19 protein-coding genes are annotated in these 17,998 nt (G+C 46.1%); 9 read left to right on the top strand and 10 right to left on the bottom strand.

Annotated elements, in window-relative coordinates; genetic code table 11:
- Positions 1-9: 9 nt before the first annotated feature.
- From C7U56_RS10960 to C7U56_RS10935, 6 genes are all read right to left on the bottom strand, one after another.
- Positions 10-681: an ABC transporter ATP-binding protein gene (locus C7U56_RS10960; protein WP_006858253.1), complete on the bottom strand. Its 672-nt coding sequence runs from the start codon at positions 679-681 to the stop codon at positions 10-12.
- 135 nt (positions 682-816) lie between these two features.
- Positions 817-1,716: a sensor histidine kinase gene (locus C7U56_RS10955; RefSeq protein ID WP_107001236.1), complete on the bottom strand. Its 900-nt coding sequence runs from the start codon at positions 1,714-1,716 to the stop codon at positions 817-819.
- A complete protein-coding gene (locus C7U56_RS10950) occupies positions 1,709-2,386 on the bottom strand; it encodes a response regulator transcription factor (RefSeq protein WP_107001235.1) in 678 nt (225 codons plus the stop codon). The genes C7U56_RS10955 and C7U56_RS10950 overlap by 8 nt, the downstream gene beginning before the upstream one ends.
- A 16-nt stretch (positions 2,387-2,402) precedes the next feature.
- Positions 2,403-3,575, bottom strand: a complete 1,173-nt coding sequence (locus C7U56_RS10945; RefSeq protein WP_107001234.1) for a sigma-70 family RNA polymerase sigma factor — start codon at positions 3,573-3,575, stop codon at positions 2,403-2,405.
- Between the two features lie 26 nt (positions 3,576-3,601).
- Positions 3,602-4,804: a hypothetical protein gene (locus C7U56_RS10940; protein WP_107001233.1), complete on the bottom strand. Its 1,203-nt coding sequence runs from the start codon at positions 4,802-4,804 to the stop codon at positions 3,602-3,604.
- A 5-nt stretch (positions 4,805-4,809) separates the two neighbouring features.
- Positions 4,810-5,916, bottom strand: coding sequence for a DUF6076 domain-containing protein (locus C7U56_RS10935; protein ID WP_107001232.1), 1,107 nt, complete (start codon positions 5,914-5,916; stop codon positions 4,810-4,812).
- Between the two features lie 221 nt (positions 5,917-6,137).
- Between C7U56_RS10935 and C7U56_RS10930 the strand changes: the two genes are divergently transcribed.
- The 9 genes from C7U56_RS10930 (at position 6,138) to C7U56_RS10890 (ending at position 14,025) form a co-directional block, all read left to right on the top strand.
- Positions 6,138-6,758, top strand: a complete 621-nt coding sequence (locus tag C7U56_RS10930) for a CHC2 zinc finger domain-containing protein (protein WP_107001231.1) — start codon at positions 6,138-6,140, stop codon at positions 6,756-6,758.
- The gene (locus tag C7U56_RS10925; RefSeq protein ID WP_107001230.1) at positions 6,733-8,124 is read left to right on the top strand and encodes a DNA primase family protein; all 1,392 of its coding nucleotides are present in this window, start codon (positions 6,733-6,735) and stop codon (positions 8,122-8,124) included. Before C7U56_RS10930 ends, C7U56_RS10925 begins: the two co-directional genes overlap by 26 nt.
- Positions 8,125-8,501: 377 nt before the next feature.
- A complete protein-coding gene (locus tag C7U56_RS10920; protein ID WP_107001229.1) occupies positions 8,502-9,791 on the top strand; it encodes a plasmid recombination protein in 1,290 nt (429 codons plus the stop codon).
- Positions 9,792-9,806: 15 nt separating this feature from the next.
- Positions 9,807-9,992, top strand: a complete 186-nt coding sequence (locus C7U56_RS10915; RefSeq protein ID WP_021683581.1) for a hypothetical protein — start codon at positions 9,807-9,809, stop codon at positions 9,990-9,992.
- A 90-nt stretch (positions 9,993-10,082) separates the two neighbouring features.
- The gene (locus C7U56_RS10910) at positions 10,083-10,313 is read left to right on the top strand and encodes a helix-turn-helix domain-containing protein (protein ID WP_015540908.1); all 231 of its coding nucleotides are present in this window, start codon (positions 10,083-10,085) and stop codon (positions 10,311-10,313) included.
- The gene (locus C7U56_RS10905; RefSeq protein WP_420867024.1) at positions 10,285-11,964 is read left to right on the top strand and encodes a recombinase family protein; all 1,680 of its coding nucleotides are present in this window, start codon (positions 10,285-10,287) and stop codon (positions 11,962-11,964) included. The genes C7U56_RS10910 and C7U56_RS10905 overlap by 29 nt, the downstream gene beginning before the upstream one ends.
- Positions 11,965-12,438: 474 nt before the next feature.
- Positions 12,439-12,855 (top strand): YjdF family protein, encoded by a 417-nt coding sequence (locus C7U56_RS10900; protein ID WP_107001227.1) that lies wholly within the window; start codon positions 12,439-12,441, stop codon positions 12,853-12,855.
- A gap of 42 nt (positions 12,856-12,897) precedes the next feature.
- Complete coding sequence (locus C7U56_RS10895) at positions 12,898-13,530, top strand: GyrI-like domain-containing protein (protein ID WP_107001226.1); 633 nt, start codon at positions 12,898-12,900, stop codon at positions 13,528-13,530.
- A 42-nt stretch (positions 13,531-13,572) separates the two neighbouring features.
- On the top strand, positions 13,573-14,025 hold the full coding sequence (locus C7U56_RS10890; RefSeq protein WP_107001225.1) for a VOC family protein: 453 nt from the start codon (positions 13,573-13,575) through the stop codon (positions 14,023-14,025).
- A gap of 58 nt (positions 14,026-14,083) precedes the next feature.
- Here C7U56_RS10890 and C7U56_RS10885 read toward each other — a convergent pair whose 3' ends face one another.
- The 4 genes from C7U56_RS10885 to C7U56_RS10870 are packed head-to-tail and all read right to left on the bottom strand — an operon-like array spanning position 14,084 to position 17,914.
- On the bottom strand, positions 14,084-15,649 hold the full coding sequence (locus tag C7U56_RS10885; RefSeq protein ID WP_107001224.1) for a recombinase family protein: 1,566 nt from the start codon (positions 15,647-15,649) through the stop codon (positions 14,084-14,086).
- Complete coding sequence (locus C7U56_RS10880) at positions 15,649-16,065, bottom strand: integrase (protein ID WP_107001223.1); 417 nt, start codon at positions 16,063-16,065, stop codon at positions 15,649-15,651. The genes C7U56_RS10885 and C7U56_RS10880 overlap by 1 nt, the downstream gene beginning before the upstream one ends.
- On the bottom strand, positions 16,065-17,624 hold the full coding sequence (locus tag C7U56_RS10875) for a recombinase family protein (RefSeq protein ID WP_107001222.1): 1,560 nt from the start codon (positions 17,622-17,624) through the stop codon (positions 16,065-16,067). The genes C7U56_RS10880 and C7U56_RS10875 overlap by 1 nt, the downstream gene beginning before the upstream one ends.
- A 53-nt stretch (positions 17,625-17,677) precedes the next feature.
- A complete protein-coding gene (locus C7U56_RS10870; RefSeq protein ID WP_233430250.1) occupies positions 17,678-17,914 on the bottom strand; it encodes an SHOCT domain-containing protein in 237 nt (78 codons plus the stop codon).
- Between the last annotated feature and the right edge of the window lie 84 nt (positions 17,915-17,998).

Below are 17,998 nucleotides of genomic sequence, written 5' to 3'. Positions count from 1 at the left end.
CACCTCCCGTTAGTTCTGGGAGACGATCCGACCATCTTCGATACGGATAATGCGGTCTGCCATCTGCGCAATTTCTTCGTTGTGAGTGATCATTACGATTGTCTGGGCGAACTTTTGACTGGTGACTTTCAAAAGGCTCAATACATCCTGGCTGGTTTTGGAATCCAGATTGCCGGTGGGTTCATCTGCCAGAATGATAGCGGGTGCTGCCGCCAGCGCACGGGCAATGGCTACTCGCTGCTGCTGACCGCCGGAGAGCTGATTGGGCAGGGCATCCAGACGATCATCCAGCCCAAGTGTCTGTACAATTTGCTGTACGAAATCCTTATTGACCTTGCCACCGTCCAGCTCAATGGGTAGAACAATATTTTCATACACATTCAGCACCGGAACAAGATTATATGCTTGGAACACAAAGCCGATTTTCCTGCGGCGGAAGATGGTCAGCGCTTCCTCCTTCAGGGAGAAAATATCCTGTCCGTCCACCATGACCGTGCCACTTGTAGGGCGATCCAGCCCGCCCAGCATGTGCAGCAGCGTGGATTTGCCGGAGCCGGATGTGCCGACAATTGCAACAAATTCGCCCTTCTTTACACTTAAATCAACTCCATCCAACGCATGAACTGCGTTATTGCCGGAGCCATAAATCTTTTTCAGGTTTTTTGCCTGTAAAACTTCCATAAATGAGTACCTCCATAAAAAAATCTGTATGTATGAAAGGAAATGATCCTTTGATACATACAGATTATCGCATAGGAATCTTTCCACATTCTTTCCGGCGGAAAATGAAATCTAACAGTTTTGATAGAATTGTTGTTATTTCGGCAGAAATATGGAAAACGTACTTCCTTTTCCCGGAACGGAAGCAACCTTGATATAACCGCCCTCGCCGGATATGATCTGTCGGGCAAGGTATAAGCCGATGCCGATCCCTTCTTGTTTCTGCACACTATTTGAGCGGTAAAAGCGAGCAAATATCTTCGCTTGCTCATTTTCCGGGATGCCTGAACCGGTATCCGATATATCGATCCTTGCAAACATTTCATAGCTTACGGCAGAAATAGTAATGGTGCCATGCTCTGTATATTTGATGGCGTTGTCTACGATATTAGCCAGCGCTTCCGCTGTCCATTTGAAGTCGAATACAGCAAAAGCATCTGTATCCTGCAGTTGCAAAGACAATCCTTTTTCAGAAGCCTTGGCAGTATATTGTTCTACCACACTTTCAAGCAGCGGCTGCAGCGCTGCTTGCTGAGGGGAGAGTGAAATGATCCCGTTTTCCAGTCTGGAAAGCTTTACGAGAGAATCGATCAGAAATCGCAGCTTTTCCGATTGTTTGTACAGCGCCTCCACATTTGCCTTCGCCGATGCAGGCAGAGTTTCCTCCATCAAAAGCTCGCTGTATAACAGCAGATTTGCAATCGGCGTTTTCGTCTGGTGGGAAATGTCCGCAATCAAGGTTTTGATTTTGTCTTTTTCCTGAGCTATATTTTGAGAAGATGCTTCTGCTGCGGAAAGATAGTGCGCAAACTTCGTTTCCAATGCAGACAGCTGGCTTTCATCAAAATTGGTTTCAGAAAAGGAGCTGGTCATGGCAGCGTCCAGCATCCTTTCGATTTCTTCCATCGTTTTTCTGGTCTTTCTCCGCTCCCATAACACAACAGCTGCCGCCGCCAGAAAACACAGCAGTATGATCACAATGCCGGTTTTATTCATCTTTTGTCACCCAGCTATAACCGATTCCGTAGATGGTTTTAATGTATTTCTGTGCGCCAAGCTTATCCCTCAGACGCTTGATCGTAACAGACAAAGCATTTTCATCCACATATTCTGCGCCATCTGTCCAGATCCGGTCGACAAGGTCTCCACGGGTCATGGTTCGACCACGGTTTTCAACAAGCAGACGCAGTAATTTTTGTTCTGTTTTACTCAATTCCACTTTTGAATCTCCCACATAAAAGGTCATAGCCTCAAAGTCAAAGTGAAATAGATCCATATGGAACGGCGCATTTTTATGGCTTGACGCTTGCTTTCGCAGTTGGGTATTCACCCTTGCCCGCAAAACCGAAAGAGAAAAGGGCTTGGTAATGTAATCATCAGCGCCCCTCTCCAGTCCGTCTACGATGTCCAGATCGGTGTCGTTGGCAGTCAGCAGAATAACAGGAATATAGGGTGTGTTTTCCTTGACCTCCCGGAGCAGCTCGAGCCCGCTGCCATCCGGCAGATTGATATCCAGCAGGATCAGGGATACACCGCCGCAAAGAAGCTGTTCCTTCGCCGTTTTTAGGTCTTGGCAGGATATAATCTGACGGTCATCTGCTTTCAGTGCTTTACTTAAACCCTGATTCAACCCTATATCATCTTCAATAATCAATAATTGTTCCATGTATCTCACTCCCTCGTTATTCAAAGGCCACCATTATTTCCTTGGGTAATTTTTCGTTCTCACAGTTCAGAAGATAGGCGATTGCTCTGCTTGCAAATTTGTTTGTTTTCACTGTATCCCAATCGGCAAGCAAAATGACCTCTGCCTTGCCGTTCTCAAAATCTAATGATATTTCGCCCCATTCGCCGTCGCAGTCTGCCTGATATTCGTAGATTGCGGCGGCGATTTTCTTTTTTCGCTTGATCTTGGATTTCTGTTTTAGCCGGACTGCATGGATTGCGCCCTCGGCAACCAACAATTCCGTCAACTTGTCCACTGCTTTTCGGTAGGCTCGTTCTGCACCGCTGGCTGTACTGCCCTCAAACATAACCGCCAGTTCTTCAAAGGTGGGGCGTTCTTTCCATGAGCTGACACGCCCACAGGTCATGCAAATTGCTAACCGGTTTTCGAGCAAGGTCTGTTCCCGGTAATTCAGTTTCTCAAATGCCCGCTGCACCTTTTCTGCCTGTATGCCGTTCCAGAGGATATCGGTATAGTTCCAGCTATCGTCAAGGGCTACATCCTCGCCTGTTTCTTCGCCGTCCTCGTCTGTGACATAGAAAGGCTGCTGATTGCGGATTCCACGGACAACTTTCAGATATTCTTCCGCAAGGGCAAGATCGCAGTTGTATTTCTTGGAAAATTCGTTGACCGCATCCTTGGTATTGTGGTACAGCCAAGCCATTGACCGCACCATTTTGTAATTGGTCAGAGAGGACACCGACCATTTTTCTTCGCCCATGCGAAAACGGAGCATAGCATCCCGGATGAACGGGAAAATGTATGTAGCATACTCTGCACCCTTGGCAAGGTCATAGTCCATCAGCTTTTGGAGCATTTGCTCCCGGCAGGAGAGCTTTATATCTATAAATCGGTCTGTGTCGTACAGATCGCCGCCATCCACACCGAGAAAGTCTTTGATGCGCTTGTTAAGCTGCGGCTCGTAGTGGTGTAGGAAGAATGAGAAATATATCAAATTCTTTTCCTGCAAGGCAGACAGGATATATTCGTTCAGATTGCCCACCGCTGGAGGCTCCGGTTCCAGTTGGAAGATGCGCTCTGCCGCATAAGGAATGATGCCGTCACCGTGCGGATTGACTTGGTGTTTTGGTATGTATCCGGTCATATCCCATGTAAAATCATTCAGCATAGCGCACCTCCTTCCAAGAATGAATCTCAATATTTTTCGGCGTATTTCTCAACCAAATCTACTAACTCTAACCCAATTAAAGAGCTGTTCACTCGATCGCTATCTGTTTTAGATTTGCAATCCAGCATTGCCATCTGCGTAAGTTCATCATTGGGTTTCATCCCTGTTACATAAAACAAGGTATCAGATTCACGAGTTGTTTCAGCATGGCGCAACTTTTCGTCTAATACCCACATTCGAAATCTTTGTCCTCGTCCATTCATTTGCCATACATTTCGAAAGTCTAAGAACATCAAGCCCTCTAATGCTTCTGTGTAAATTATAACAGCGGTGATTTTTTTGAAAACATCAGGTGATACACCTATGCTCTGGGCAGCATTGGGATGCGTAAGAATACCATTTATCGCATTGGTTAACAAAGACCATGCTTCAAGGAAACTGTTCGAAGCAAAGTCACAATATGACCAATTTATATATAATAGATTGTACTCGTTGCTTTGTGGAACAGAAAATTTCGAAGAAGCGCTGTTAAGAAAATCTTTGAGTTTCATAACACGTGGACTTATATAGACAATCCCATTATCCTTGCAGAATGCTGGAATTTCTTTTCTACCTTCATCAGAAAGCAAAACGGTAGGTATCGCAATTTTGCATTCTTGATTCTCAATCGATGGGAACTTGGGACATTTCACCTCTATATTGATAGTAATTTTCTGAGCATCACCATTCAACGATAATTCGCCAATGAATCTCGCTTCTGGATTTTTTGACAACTTTGATTTGCCAATAGGAGGTTCATACAGGGCTTGTTTCCACCTGCTCCTGAACGTATAAAAATATAGAACAGATACTTCGGACACTGCTTCAAAAAATGTATCTTCGTTATAATTTTGTTTTCCTGCCGACAACTGATCTTTGATGAATCTTTCCATGTGGTCGCTTCCAAATACGGATTCTAAGCACGCTAATCGGCCAGATAAATTCATGCAGAAATTTGAATTAAAGGTATCGTTGTCAATAATGCCCTTAGCCTTGATTACCCCATGAAGATTAGGCTCGTTATTAAGCATTTGAGTATATCCAACAAAGGTTGTCAACCTGTTTTCTATTGCCTTTATAAGAAAATGTTCATCAGAATAATCGTCAAGCCAGCCACATTCCCAAATATTCTTCAAATAGTGGCATATTTCATAATCATTATGTATTGGAAAAGGTATATCATGTCGCATTTTTATCACCTACTCTTCATCTTTGCTTCTTTCTTCAAAGCAGCCTGATCCATTTCCTTTTCATAATCGCCCTTGGCGTAGGTGACATTGCTGAGCGCCCGGAGCATCTTGTCTTTTGCCAGCTTTTTCATAACCTCTGCAAGATCAGCGTCCAGAGTACCACGCTTCACATAGCGGTTTATGGTGTTCAGCCGTTTCTCATAAATCTGTTTCACCGGATGATCGTCCGCAAGCTCCCGTTGTTCTCGCCCTTTCAGATTGCCGATCTGCCGACAGGTGCGGCGCAGCTTGTCACCCGGTGCAAACCCACCACAGTATTTGGTGTGCCTTGCATTGGTGGTCAGAAACCACTTGCTGCAGATTTTGCATTTTTTCGGTGCATGGCCAACACACAAGCCCTCAAAGAGATCAGACCGGAACATCCCCACAAAGGATACATAGTGCATCCGCTTGACCAGCTTCGCAACTTTTTCGCCTGGACGGATGACGGATACATACTGAACAGAGTTGTTCAGGGTGGACATCCAGGCATTGCCCACCGTGATGGAAAACTCCGGCGGGAAATAATTGCCGAACATTCTGGCAAAGCCCTCTGCGGTGCGGTCAGCTTCGTTGCCGTCTGATTTTTCTGCAAAATCAAGCATGGCCGTTTGGTATTCCCCAAGGGAGTAAGCCAGATGCCCGCATACAGCGGTATAGCGTTGCAGCATAATTGCTTCGGCATAGTTCTGGATTTCTTCAAATTGCAAAGAATTGGTTGCGGCTTTTGTGGCAAACTCCACATATTTCAAGGCATTTTCGACAGTAAAAACCCTTTCTATCCGTTCTCTGTGCTTTGGCATGTCCATATAAGAGAACGGCGGGGTTTCGCTGAGAGTATCCAGCATCGCCAGAGTAGCTTCCTTTGCCATAGGACAGAGTGCAGAAGCGTCCTGTCCGGCGTTCAGCATTCCAAGCAGTAGATTAATTTTCTGGCATTGTTCATTCATTTTGGCAAGAGTATCCGCCGAAACATTCAGCGCATCACAGGCAAGAGTGCCGACAGGAAGTGTTTTCCCCTCATATATGACCGTATCCTGCCAGAAATCCAATGTCATCAATTCTTGACTCATGCTTACCCTCCTGTCCTGTTTTTTATTTTTCTAATTATATCATGTATATGTGAAGAAATCTATGTCCTCAGATAAGTTGTCCTGTTTTTTGAAACAGGATTGTCCTGTCATTAGCCTGTTTTTTGAAAAATCCGTCATAACCATAATAGAAGGAGCGAAGCACCTGCCAATCACGGCGGGTGCTTCGTGCTTTCCAGAATAATATGAATGGAGGTTTTTCTATGACAATCTATGAAACCATCAAGGCGGCAATCAGCATAAAGCAAGCCGCCGAACACTACGGGCTGAATGTCAACCGCAACGGTATGGCTTGCTGCCCATTCCACAACGACAGGCATCCGAGCTTGAAGCTGAATGAGGACTATTTTTTCTGCTTCGGCTGCGGAGCCAAAGGGGATGTGATCGACCTTGTGGCAAGGCTGTTCAATCTGAGCAGTTATGAAGCAGCGCAAAAGCTGGCTTTGGACTTCGGGCTTGACCCGAAACCGCCCACTGCCGCAGCTATGGTCAAGCCGAAGCGTCCCTATATCCGTCAGTTCCGGGAGGATGAAATGCTGTGCTTCCGGGTGCTGACGGATTATTTGCATCTGTTGGAAGATTGGAAAGTGCGCTATGCTCCCAAGACACCGGAAGATGCTCTGGATGACCGTTTTGTGGAAGCCTGCCAGATGCACTGCCATATCGAATATATGGCAGATGTGCTGACGGTGGGTGATCTGGAAGAACGGGTGGCATTGGTGGACAAGCTGATGCAGGACGGCAAAATTGCTTTTCTGCAAGAGTATACCGCACAAAAGAAAAAGGAGGTGGCGCACCATGGCGAAGAACCGGAAAACGCCTGATATGAACTTGCCCATGTGGTTTGACGGGCAGAACATCAACGAAGCTCTGTTTTGTGAAGAATTTCTGCAAGAGCGCAGGATCATCTTCGCAAACGGAGCTTTTTTCACGCCCGATGGTCGAGTGACGGACGATCTTCCTCTGCGTGGGGAGATTTACGACAAGCTGAAATTCTGTGCCGTAAACAATATCCCCCGGAAGATCACCAACATTCTGGAAGTGCTGAAACTGGAAGCGCAAGTGCCGGACTTTCCACCGGAGCAGGATCGGATTCATTTGTCCAACGGTACGCTGCTATTGAACGGCACATTTACCGAGGGCAGACCGGCTATCGTGCGGAGCCGTTTGCCGGTTGCTTACAATCCCGATGCTACTGCGCCGGTGATCTGGCTGAACTTTCTGGATGGGTTGCTTTACGCCGAGGACATTCCAACTTTGCAGGAGTTTATCGGCTATTGCCTGATTCCCTCCAACAAGGGGCAGCGCATGATGGTGATTAAAGGCAACGGCGGCGAGGGTAAATCTCAAATCGGTGCGGTACTGTCTACCATCTTCGGCACGAATATGAAAGACGGCAGCATCGGCAAGATTTCTGAAAACCGCTTCGCCCGTGCCGATTTGGAACACATTCTCCTGTGCGTGGATGATGATATGCGGATGGAAGCTCTGCGCCAGACCAACTATGTAAAATCCATCGTGACAGCACAAGGCAAGATGGATTTGGAACGTAAAGGCAAGCAGAGTTATCAGGGCTGGATGTTCGCCCGATTGCTGGCATTCAGCAACGGTGATCTGCAAGCCTTGTATGACCGCAGCGACGGATTTTATCGCAGACAGCTTGTGCTGACCACCAAGGAAAAGCAGGTGGACAGAGCTGACGATCCTGATCTTGCAGAGAAGATGAAAGCTGAAGCCGAGGGTATCTTCCTGTGGGCATTTGAAGGCTTGCAGCGGCTTGTTGCCAACAACTTTAAGTTTACGGAGAGTGACCGCATCCGTGAAAATCGGGAAGCGGTCAAGCGTGACAACAACAATATCTTTGATTTCATGGAATCAGAGGGATATATCCAGCGCAAAGCGGATGCGTCCATCAGCTCCAAGGATTTCTATGAAATCTACCGGATGTGGTGCGAGGAAAACTCCCTTGCACCGCTGAAAGCCCGCAGCTTCAGCGACGCCATGATTGCCAATGCCAGAAAATTCAATCTGGAGCATTGCAACAACATCACCAACTCTGCCGGACGGCGGGTTTGGGGATTCATGGGAGTGGAAGCCATTGCACGACCTCATATAAATGGGTTTTACGGAGATTCGCCGTGTACGTACGTACCGGAGGACATTCCGGAGGAATGGCGGCAGGTCGAGTAAATCCCATTGCTGGTACGTATGTACGCAGCAAAAGAGCGTGAAACGCTTGTTATAGAAACAGCACACATCCTCTCGTTCGGGCTGCTTCTATGTCCACAGGCTTTTGAAAAAGTGTCTGTGGACACCGGCTGCAAGAGGAAGTTGACACAGAACAGCTTCATGCAGACGGGCTGACCATGGGAAAAGGCGCAGACATTTTCGCCTTGGTCAGCAGAGGTCACCGCAGTGACCGCATTCCCCCTCGGGAGAGCCCTCGGAGAGCCCACGGCACTTTGCAGCCAGTATGGATGAAAGTGTCATAGTGGGTTATTACACTTTGAAAAAGTGCCGTTCTCCAGCCTTCCGCTGTTGCAAATCTCAAAGAAAGGAAAAATCCAATGGCAAGAAATGATGGAATAGACCGTACCGTAGCCAGAAATCAGGACTTGGAAACACCGGCTGATGTGGCGAAGGTACAGGAACACAATGAGCGTGAAAAGGACAGCTACAGCAATCAGGACATCGTGCCGGAACGCACTTCTCTGAACGTCCATTTCAAAGCACCCACGGACGATTATGTAAAAATGTTTGAGCAGATGGAACAAGACGGCGTGATCTCCACCAGAGGTCTGAAACCGGATGCCGTCAAATACGGTGAGTTGGTATTTGATGTGAATTCCGCTTATTTCTACAATCATGGCGGCTATGAATTTGCGAAACAGTTTTATGCCGATGCCTACAAAGCTGCTGCGGAGATCGTAGGTGGTGAGCAGTATATCCTCTCCGCTGTGATGCACGCCGATGAGCGCAACCGAGCAATGTCCGAAGCTTTGGGCGAAGATGTGTACCACTACCACCTTCATGTGGTTTATATCCCGGTGGTGGAAAAGCAGATCCTTTGGTCGAAGCGATGCAAGGATGAAGCCCTCCGGGGAACCGTTAAGGAGGTCATCACACAGGTCAGCCGCAGTAAGAAATGGGAGTCCAAGCCGGTGCTTGGCGAGGACGGAAATCCCATGCTCAACGCAAAAGGGAAAAAGATTTTGAAGTCATCCTACAGTGTGTTGCAGGATGACTTTTTCAATTTCATGCGAAACGCCGGTTATACCGATGTGGAGCGTGGAGAATGTGGAAGCACCGAGGAACATCTGACTGTGACCCAGTTCAAGGTGCAGGCAGAACAGCAGCGGCTGGAAGCTGTGACCGGGCAGGTGGCACAGGCAGAACAGAATTTGGAGGATGCCAAAGCTGCCACAGCAAAACAGAAAAAGAAACTGGAATCTTTGCAAAAGGAAACCAAGGCGGCAAAGACCATTGCGCTGACAGTGCAGGACATTGAAGTAATGGGCAAAAAAGCCACATTCGGAAACAATATCACGCTGACACCGGATGAATGCGACACACTCAAACGCTATGCGGTCAATGGCATTATCGCCAATGCTGACAACAAGCGTCTGAAAGAAAAACTGGCTTCCGCAGAAAAGACGGTTTCCATCTGGAAGCAGCGGTATGAAGCGGTAAACGAAAAATATATGGAACTCAAACAGAAAGCCCAACCCTTTCTGGATGCACTGGAAATCGCATCCGAAAAGGTTCGGGCTTTTATCAATTCTATCCTCATCAGAGGAAAGCAAACACAGGAACACGAACACCCTGCCCGGAAGCGTGGACAGGATATGGAACTTTGATGGAGGAATCGCCTATTGAAGAAATATTATGAGGAAGCGAAATATAATGCGGCATTTGACCGCTGTGTGGATGTTATGAGCCAGATGCTCCAGAAATATGGACATCAGGTTTTGGATAAATTGGAACAGGACGCACCGCAGGGAGTGGAGCATTCCGAGGAAAGTAATCAAGCGCAGCTTCTGACGGATAAGGCTGCATAAAATTTGCAATTTACACGTTGCGTATTCGCTATGGCTATGCTATAATGATTACGCAACGTGTATTTTTTTGCTTTTGTGGAGAAAAGACGGATGGATTGTAAAAACAGAATTATAAAGTTGCGTGAAAGCACAGGACTGAATCGGAAAGATTTTTGCAAGCTCGTCCATATTCCTTACCGGACTATGACTGAATGGGAATTGGACAACCGCCATGCACCGGATTATGTGCTGTGGCTTTTGGAGTATTATATCCGCAACGAGGGACTTATGGTAAAAGGAAGGAATGAGGGAGGTGGAGATTCTGAAAAAGAAACAACTTAAATGCTATCTTTATACAAGAGTGTCCACCTCGATGCAGGTTGACGGATACAGCTTGGATGCCCAGCGTGACAAGCTGCGGAAGTATGCGGCATACGAGGATATGATCGTTGCCGGGGAGTATTCTGACGAGGGCTTTTCCGGAAAGAACATTCAAGGGCGGCAGGAGTTTCAACGGATGCTGAATGACATTCAGGACGGCAAAGATGATGTTTCTTATGTGTTGGTCTTTAAGCTGTCCCGATTTGGCAGAAATGCAGCGGACGTTCTGAATTCTTTGCAACTCATGCAGGATTTCGGTGTCAATCTGATCTGCGTGGAGGATGGCATTGACAGCTCCAAGGATGCAGGAAAGCTGATGATCTCTGTGCTGTCTGCGGTGGCAGAGATTGAGCGAGAAAATATCCGCACACAGACAATGGCAGGACGTGAGCAAAAGGCTCGTGAGGGCAAATGGAACGGCGGTTTCGCTCCATATGGATACAAACTGGAAAATGGAAACCTTGTCATTGCAGAGGATGAAGTGGAAGTAATTCGTGTCATTTATGACCGCTACATTCACACTAATGAGGGTGTTGCAGGAGTTGCAAAATATCTGAACCGCAATGGTTATACTAAGAAACTAAGACAGAATAATACCATTCCGGGATTTTCAAGAGATTTTGTGAAAAATGTATTGTACAATCCTGTTTATATGGGAAAGATTGCTTACGGCAGACGAAGAACAGAAAAGAAACAGGGTACAAGAAACGAGATGCACGTGGTTGAGCAGTCGGAGTTCCCGGTTTATGAAGGACAACACGAAGCTATCATTTCCGAAGAGGATTGGTATCTGGCACAGGAAAAGCGCAAGATCAATTCTTTTAAGCGGGAAAAGGTTAACAATCCAGACCACGCACACATCCTGTCCGGTATCTTGAAATGCCCATGCTGCGGAAAGAGTATGTACGGCAATATCGCCAAGGCGCACAGCAAGGACAAGAAAACACGGTATTATTACTACTGCAAAAATACGGTAACACCTACCGGGCATGAGTGCAGTTTCCGTCTGAATATCGAGCAGACGGAAATCAACAAATTTGTGGCGAAGGTTATCTCCGCTATGGTCAACAATCCACGGTTTGTAGAAGCGATTCAGGCGAAAATCGGAACAGCAGTTGATACAGAAGATATGGAACGGCAGATTGCTGTCCTACAAGGGCGGCTAAAGCAAGCCTTTGGAACGAAAAGCCGCTTGGAGCGTCAGATGGATACCTTGGACATCAATGATGCCCACTATGACAGAAAGATTTTGGACTTGCAGCGCCGCTATGATGAGCAGTATGACACCATAGAGGAAATCGAAGTTCAGATTGGCGAATTGCAAAGTCAGATCCGCAGCATCCAGCAGGAGAAGATTTCCGGAGACAATATCTATCGCTTGTTGCTGGCATTTGATGAAGTCTACCATTCCGCAATGGAAGCGGAGCAGAAGGAGTTTATGAAGGCCTTTATCGAGCGAATTGAGATGTTCCCGGAGAAAAGGAAAGACGGAAGCTGGATAAAGAAGATCGTATTCAATTTTCCTGTGCCTGTTGATGGTGAGGAAGTGAAAGAACTTCCCTTGGAAACTGAAACAACTGTCGAGACGGTAGTATTGATGTCAAGGAAATAAAATCAAGTGCCAGAAAGCGGCGTATTTCCGGGCTTTTTCGGAAGTTTGGATTTGAAGCCAGACTTTTGAAAAAGCTCGGTTTTCTTATATGGAAACATATCCACTGCAAAATGTGTGTCAGGTTGTGACCTCGGATTAGATGTCACGATTTGAGGCAGTGGATTAGATGTCAGGCATTTTGGGCTGATTTTTGGAAAACGGAAAGGGCTGACAACCAATCCGGCAACTCGACCATTTGGGGTGGTTGCAAGCAGTGGAATAGATGTGAAGGAAAAATTCGGTAAATCGGTATTTGACATACTAAGTTAATCGTGCCATATGGCTTGATTATAAATACAAAGATAAAAACGCAATGTACATTCAGCAATGTACTAGAGCTGGTAGGTAGCCCAGCCGTCCTATGTAATAGGGTAAGTAACCTGCCCCTCCGGGTTGTCCATTCTTTGTTCAACAATTATTTTAGGAGGGATTCTTATGGACAAAGTAAGTGGAAAACTGACGGTGTATTTTGAAGAACCATTCTGGGTAGGCGTATTTGAGCGTTTCGAGGATGGTAAGTTATCTGTAACAAAGGTGACTTTTGGTGCAGAACCAAAAGATTATGAGGTGCAGGAATATATTCAAAAATATTATGCTAGTTTGAAATTCAGTCCAGCTGTTGATACTGTTGTAAAGGATATAAAAAGAAATCCAAAAAGGATGCAGCGTGAAGCAAAAAGGCAAATGCAGGAAACCGGTATTGGAACAAAATCGCAGCAGGCATTGAAATTACAACAGGAACAAAACAAACAGGAACGCAAGATCAGAAGCAGAGAGAAAAAAGAAGCAGAAGAACTGCGATTGTTTGAAATGAAACAGCAAAAGAAAAGAGAAAAGCATAAGGGGCATTAGCCCCTTGCTGGACTCGTTTAAATCAGGATTTTGGAGGTTATTATGGCTTTTGATTTTAAGAAAGAATTTAAAGAATTTTATATGCCTAAGAATAAACCAGTGATTGTAAATGTACCTAAGGCAAATTATATTGCAGTTAGGGGAAAAGGCAATCCAAATGAAGAAGGTGGGGCATATCAACACGCAATCAGTATTCTATATGCTGTTGCATACACATTAAAAATGAGTTACAAGACCGATTATAAAATTGCAGGGTTTTTTGAATATGTTGTTCCGCCATTGGAAGGTTTTTGGTGGCAGGATGATGTAGAGAGTGTAGATTATACAAATAAATCTGCTTTCAACTGGATTTCTGTTATCCGTTTGCCTGATTTCATTTCTAAAGCTGATTTTGACTGGGCGGTAGAAACAGCAACGAAAAAGAAGAAAATTGATTGTTCGTCAGCAGAGTATCTTACGATTGATGAGGGATTATGTGTTCAAATTATGCATATAGGTTCTTTTGATAATGAGCCAGCAACCGTTGCTCTTATGGATGCTTATTTAGAACAAAATGGGTATGTTAATGATATTAACAAAGATAGATTGCACCACGAGATTTATATGTCTGATGCAAGAAAGGTTGCCCCAGAGAAATGGAAAACTGTAATCAGACATCCGATTAAGAAAGCGTAAAATCCCAGTTTGATGAAATAAAGAAATGATTGGAGGCTAAATATGGTTGGAAGAATTTATCACGTTGGATTAACCGTTTCTGATTTGGATTGCTCGATTGCTTTCTACAGAGATATTCTTGGGCTTGCATTTCAGGGGGAAATCTTTATGGAAGGCGAAGAGACAGATAAAATGTTCCGTAAGGAAAATTGTAAAGCAAGGGTTGCATATTTGAATGGTTCGAAGGCTCTTGAAGCACCACCGGTTGAATTGATTCAGTTTGTAGACAGCAAAATCCATAAAGAACAATCAGATTTGTTTACGACATCTATCTCAGAAGTATGCTTTTACACGGATGACATTGATTCTGTCTACAAAACTCTTATCGAAAATCATGTGGAGTGCCTGTCTGAACCGCAGTATTTCGATTTCAGGGCAGATGGATTTGGGGAAAGCAGAGCGTTTTATTTCAGAGACCCGGATGGAATCATTCTTGAGATGATGCAACCTTTGTAAAATAACAAAAACACCCTCCCGGTCATCATGGTCGAGAGGGTTTCGTGCGTCTACGGGATTATCCTTTAATATCAATTTTCAGTCTGGACTTAAGCTTCACAGTGAAGTGGTCCTCCCAAACGATGATTCGCTCGAGCCAGTGCTTTACCAGGGCCTCATCGAAGGCTTCCAGGTGTGCGGGCTGCTGCTTGATGAAATCCTGCAGTTCATTGATGCGGGCAATCTGTGCGTCCCTGGCAGCAGTGTCAAACGTGCATTTTTCTCGCTGTTCCCGGAACTTGAAGATCTCGTCGGCAACCTCATCATAGGCTTCTTTGTTATTGGCTTTTTTGAGAAGCTCTTTCTGAAGCTCCTGCAGTTTTTCGTCAATGCCATCAGCGGTATTTTGCTGAGCGCTTCGGATCACCTTTGCAATGTTCTGTTGAAGCTGCGCCTGGTAGGTGGACTTATCGCCAAGGAGCGTGTTGATGGCCTGAACTACCACATTCTCCAATACCGGCTCATTGACGGTTCTTGCATGGCATTCCTGCCCGGTCGGCTCCAGCCTACTGATGCAGCGCCAGACGATGGACTTGCAGCCACGATTGTTCCAGTGGATTCTGCGGAACATTTCGCCACATTCGCCGCAAATGACAATCTGCGCAAAGCAGTGGTTGCAGCTGTAGGAACGTTTTTTGCCATTGGCGCTTGTCTTGACCACTCGTCTGCGTACTAGCTCCTCCTGCACCCGTAAAAAAATGTCCTTTGGAATAATTGCTTCATGGTTGCCTTCTACATAGTATTGTGGAACAATGCCATTGTTCTTCACTCTGGTCTTGTTCAGGAAGTCTGTGGTATAAGTTTTCTGAAGCAGGGCATCGCCGATGTATTTCTCGTTTCGGAGGATTTTGTTGATGGTGCTGGTCCACCATTTTGTTTTGCCAGCGCCGGTGAGGATGCCGTCTGCTTCCAGACCTTTTGCAATCCGGTCCATCGAGTAGCCCTCCAGGTATTCCCGATAGATGCGTTTTACCACCTCTGCCTGTTCCGGATCAATGATGAGATTTCCATCTGCATCCTTGGTGTAGCCGAGGAAGTGATTGTGATTTACCTGTACCTGGCCATTCTGGTATCGAAACTGGAGTCCCAGCTTTACATTCTGGCTGAGTGATTGTGATTCCTGCTGAGCCAGGGAAGCCATAATCGTAATTAGGACCTCACCCTTGGCATCCATTGTGTTGATGGATTCCTTTTCGAAGAAGACGGGAATGTTCTTATCCTTCAGCTGGCGGATGTATTTCAGGCAGTCCAGCGTGTTTCTGGCAAATCGGCTGATGGACTTGGTGATAATCATGTCGATGTTTCCGGCCTCGCAGTCGTCAATCATACGGTTAAAGTCCTCACGTTTTTTGGTGTTGGTGCCGGAAATACCATCATCGGCGTAGATACCGGCAAATTCCCATTCCGGGTTTTTTTGTATAAATTCTGTGTAATGCTCGACCTGAGCATCGTAGCTTGTAGCCTGCTCATCGCTGTCAGTACTGACTCTGCAATACGCTGCGACTCTAAGCTTTGGCTTTGCATTCTGTTGTCTGGCAGTGTTTCCGACCTGCCGTTTTGCAGGGATGACCATAACATTTCCCATTATTTGACCTCGCTTTCTATCAGGCTGTATAGGTATTCTGCCTGCCTGACCGGATTTTCATAATTCTCTGTAATGTCACCAAGTCGAAAGGCTGTCGGTGGCCTTTTTATGATTGGTGCAATACAGCGGTCATTCCGTCCGAGCTTTGTGGAGCGTTTGGTAAGCTCCGCACTGACGGCGTCGAAGGATGCCGGATCAATGATGGCCGGGTAGAAGTCATCTCCGAGGTAATGCCTGTTTAGCATCATGCGCTTGGCACCTGCATGGAGAAGGGCAAGCCCGGCTTCCTTCGCGGCATTGGTAAGGGATAGACCGCGTAAATAATTCTTGTAAAGGTTTCGAACCTGAGAGGCAGCAGCTTCGTCTATCACTGCTTTGCCATTCTCGATCCGATAACCGAAGGGTGTGTGTCCCATCAAATCATCTCCTTCAAAATAAGACCACAATGAAGTGCAAAGCCGATTTTCTGGCGGCTGTAAACCTCAATGTGATCCACGAATAGTTCAAATAATTCTTCACGGTATTCCAGCTGCATTTCCCCACGTTCGCAGAAGTGTAGCAGGCGCTCCGTCTCGTATACCTTTGTGGCATCCAGTGATTGGGAGCGATTTAGGAGCTCAATTTGGTTCCTATATTCGCCAGCCTGGGAGAGAAGGGCATTATTTTCCTGGGTATAAAGAATCTGGTCAATGTAGCCTTGTCCCATCAGCTTATGCAGGGTTTCTCGCTGTTCGGTGTTCTGCTCCAGCAGTATTTCTAATTGTTGGATACTCAGAAGCGATGCATCGCCGGTGTTTTCCTGTAACGCTTTCAAATAAGGCTTCAGGACCAGCTTGTGGCAGTAGATCAGCTTATTGATCATCGTGGTAAATGCCAGCTTCAAATCATCATCACGGATATAAAGCATAGAGCACCTGCTGTTGTCCTCCAGGTGAGTGTTGCACACCCATGCTGCGTATTTCCCGTAGGTGCTGGAATGGATTCTCCTACGGAAGGTATTCCCGCATTCGCCGCAGATAATCTTGCTGGAAAAGGCATAGCGCTGTTGATACTTAGCATTTCCCTTCTTGATGCCTTTCTCGCTTGCCCGCTGTTCAATCAAGGCTGCTGCAGCTTCAAAATCCTCATGGCTGATAATTGCTTCATGGTGATCTGGCACATAGTACTGATCGAGGTGACCGTCATTCTTGTGACGATTAAAATTGCTGTCGGTATAGGTCTTCTGGAAAATGCAGTCACCGGTGTATTTTTCATTCCTGATGATATCGCGAATACTGGTAGAGGTCCAGCGACCGCCCTTCTTGGTTGGAACCTGTTCCTGGTTCAGCTCCTTGGCAATGGCCTCCGTGCCTTTCCCGGAAAGAAGCTCTCGAAAGATGCGTTTTACAATTTCAGCCTGCGCAGGATCTACCAGGATTTCTCCATCCTTCCAGCGGTAGCCATAAGGCACATAGCCAAGCTTATAGCTTCCATCCAGGAAGCGTTTCTTAATGCTCCACTTGTTATTTTCGGAAATCGAAGCGGATTCGCCTTCGGCCATAGAGCTTAGGATGGAAAGAAAAAGCTCACTTTCCATCGAGCCGGTGTTGATATTTTCCTTTTCAAAATAGATCGGAATATCCAGTGACAGAAGCGTTCTTACTATATCCAAGCAGTCTGTAGTATTTCGGGAGAGGCGGCTGATGGACTTGGTGATTACAAAGTCGATTTTCTTTGCTTTACAATCTTCGATTAGTCGCAGGAGCATTGGCCTTTTATCAGCCTTGGTGCCGGTGATACCTTCGTCAAAGTAGAGCCCTGCAAAGGTCCAGTCATCACGGGAGGTGATGTAGTTTTTATAGTGCTCTTTCTGTGCATCCAGACTTTCGAGCTGTGCATCAGAATCCGTGGAAACGCGGCAGTAAGCAGCCACACGGAGCTTCTTTTTCGAAGTCTGTGAAGGTTGGATTTTATCAATTTTGGTTACCTTCTTCATGGTGATTCACCTCCTTTGTCAGTGTATATACATCACTCTAAAGGCCACATATATCAAGTGATTCTGGGCATAATCTCGACGAACATCGGAGAGAATGTATCGCGGTTTAGCTGCGTCAATTTGTTGAATTCCACCAAGGAAATAAGTCCAGAGGAGAGCAGCGCTTTGCTGGCTCTTTGGGCCATGAAGTAGTCGTAATCCTGTTGAATTTCGATTGATAATATCGGTACGGCCTTTAGATGAGAAGCGATATCCGTTGCCTGTAATACTGCTTTTGTTTCTTTCTGCATGAAAAGTACCTCCAGTTTCAGTTCTTCACTTTCCACTGGAGATTCGTGGTGGATTTGAGCGGATAAAAATGACAAGGTACATCA

This window comes from Clostridium fessum, from assembly GCF_003024715.1.
GTDB classification, from domain to species: Bacteria; Bacillota; Clostridia; order Lachnospirales; family Lachnospiraceae; genus Otoolea; species Otoolea fessa.
This window is presented reverse-complemented; position numbering and strand designations above follow the sequence as displayed.

Coding starts and splice junctions, on each gene's coding strand:
- C7U56_RS10925 (WP_107001230.1), top strand. CDS start 6,733: ATGGCGAAGAACCGGAAAACGCCTGATATGAACTTGCCCATGTGGTTT.
- C7U56_RS10895 (WP_107001226.1), top strand. CDS start 12,898: ATGGCTTTTGATTTTAAGAAAGAATTTAAAGAATTTTATATGCCTAAG.
- C7U56_RS10870 (WP_233430250.1), bottom strand. CDS start 17,914: ATGCAGAAAGAAACAAAAGCAGTATTACAGGCAACGGATATCGCTTCT.
- C7U56_RS10880 (WP_107001223.1), bottom strand. CDS start 16,065: ATGGGACACACACCCTTCGGTTATCGGATCGAGAATGGCAAAGCAGTG.
- C7U56_RS10890 (WP_107001225.1), top strand. CDS start 13,573: ATGGTTGGAAGAATTTATCACGTTGGATTAACCGTTTCTGATTTGGAT.
- C7U56_RS10955 (WP_107001236.1), bottom strand. CDS start 1,716: ATGAATAAAACCGGCATTGTGATCATACTGCTGTGTTTTCTGGCGGCG.
- C7U56_RS10875 (WP_107001222.1), bottom strand. CDS start 17,624: ATGAAGAAGGTAACCAAAATTGATAAAATCCAACCTTCACAGACTTCG.
- C7U56_RS10900 (WP_107001227.1), top strand. CDS start 12,439: ATGGACAAAGTAAGTGGAAAACTGACGGTGTATTTTGAAGAACCATTC.
- C7U56_RS10910 (WP_015540908.1), top strand. CDS start 10,083: ATGGATTGTAAAAACAGAATTATAAAGTTGCGTGAAAGCACAGGACTG.
- C7U56_RS10940 (WP_107001233.1), bottom strand. CDS start 4,804: ATGCGACATGATATACCTTTTCCAATACATAATGATTATGAAATATGC.
- C7U56_RS10945 (WP_107001234.1), bottom strand. CDS start 3,575: ATGCTGAATGATTTTACATGGGATATGACCGGATACATACCAAAACAC.
- C7U56_RS10930 (WP_107001231.1), top strand. CDS start 6,138: ATGACAATCTATGAAACCATCAAGGCGGCAATCAGCATAAAGCAAGCC.
- C7U56_RS10960 (WP_006858253.1), bottom strand. CDS start 681: ATGGAAGTTTTACAGGCAAAAAACCTGAAAAAGATTTATGGCTCCGGC.
- C7U56_RS10935 (WP_107001232.1), bottom strand. CDS start 5,916: ATGAGTCAAGAATTGATGACATTGGATTTCTGGCAGGATACGGTCATA.
- C7U56_RS10885 (WP_107001224.1), bottom strand. CDS start 15,649: ATGGGAAATGTTATGGTCATCCCTGCAAAACGGCAGGTCGGAAACACT.
- C7U56_RS10950 (WP_107001235.1), bottom strand. CDS start 2,386: ATGGAACAATTATTGATTATTGAAGATGATATAGGGTTGAATCAGGGT.
- C7U56_RS10920 (WP_107001229.1), top strand. CDS start 8,502: ATGGCAAGAAATGATGGAATAGACCGTACCGTAGCCAGAAATCAGGAC.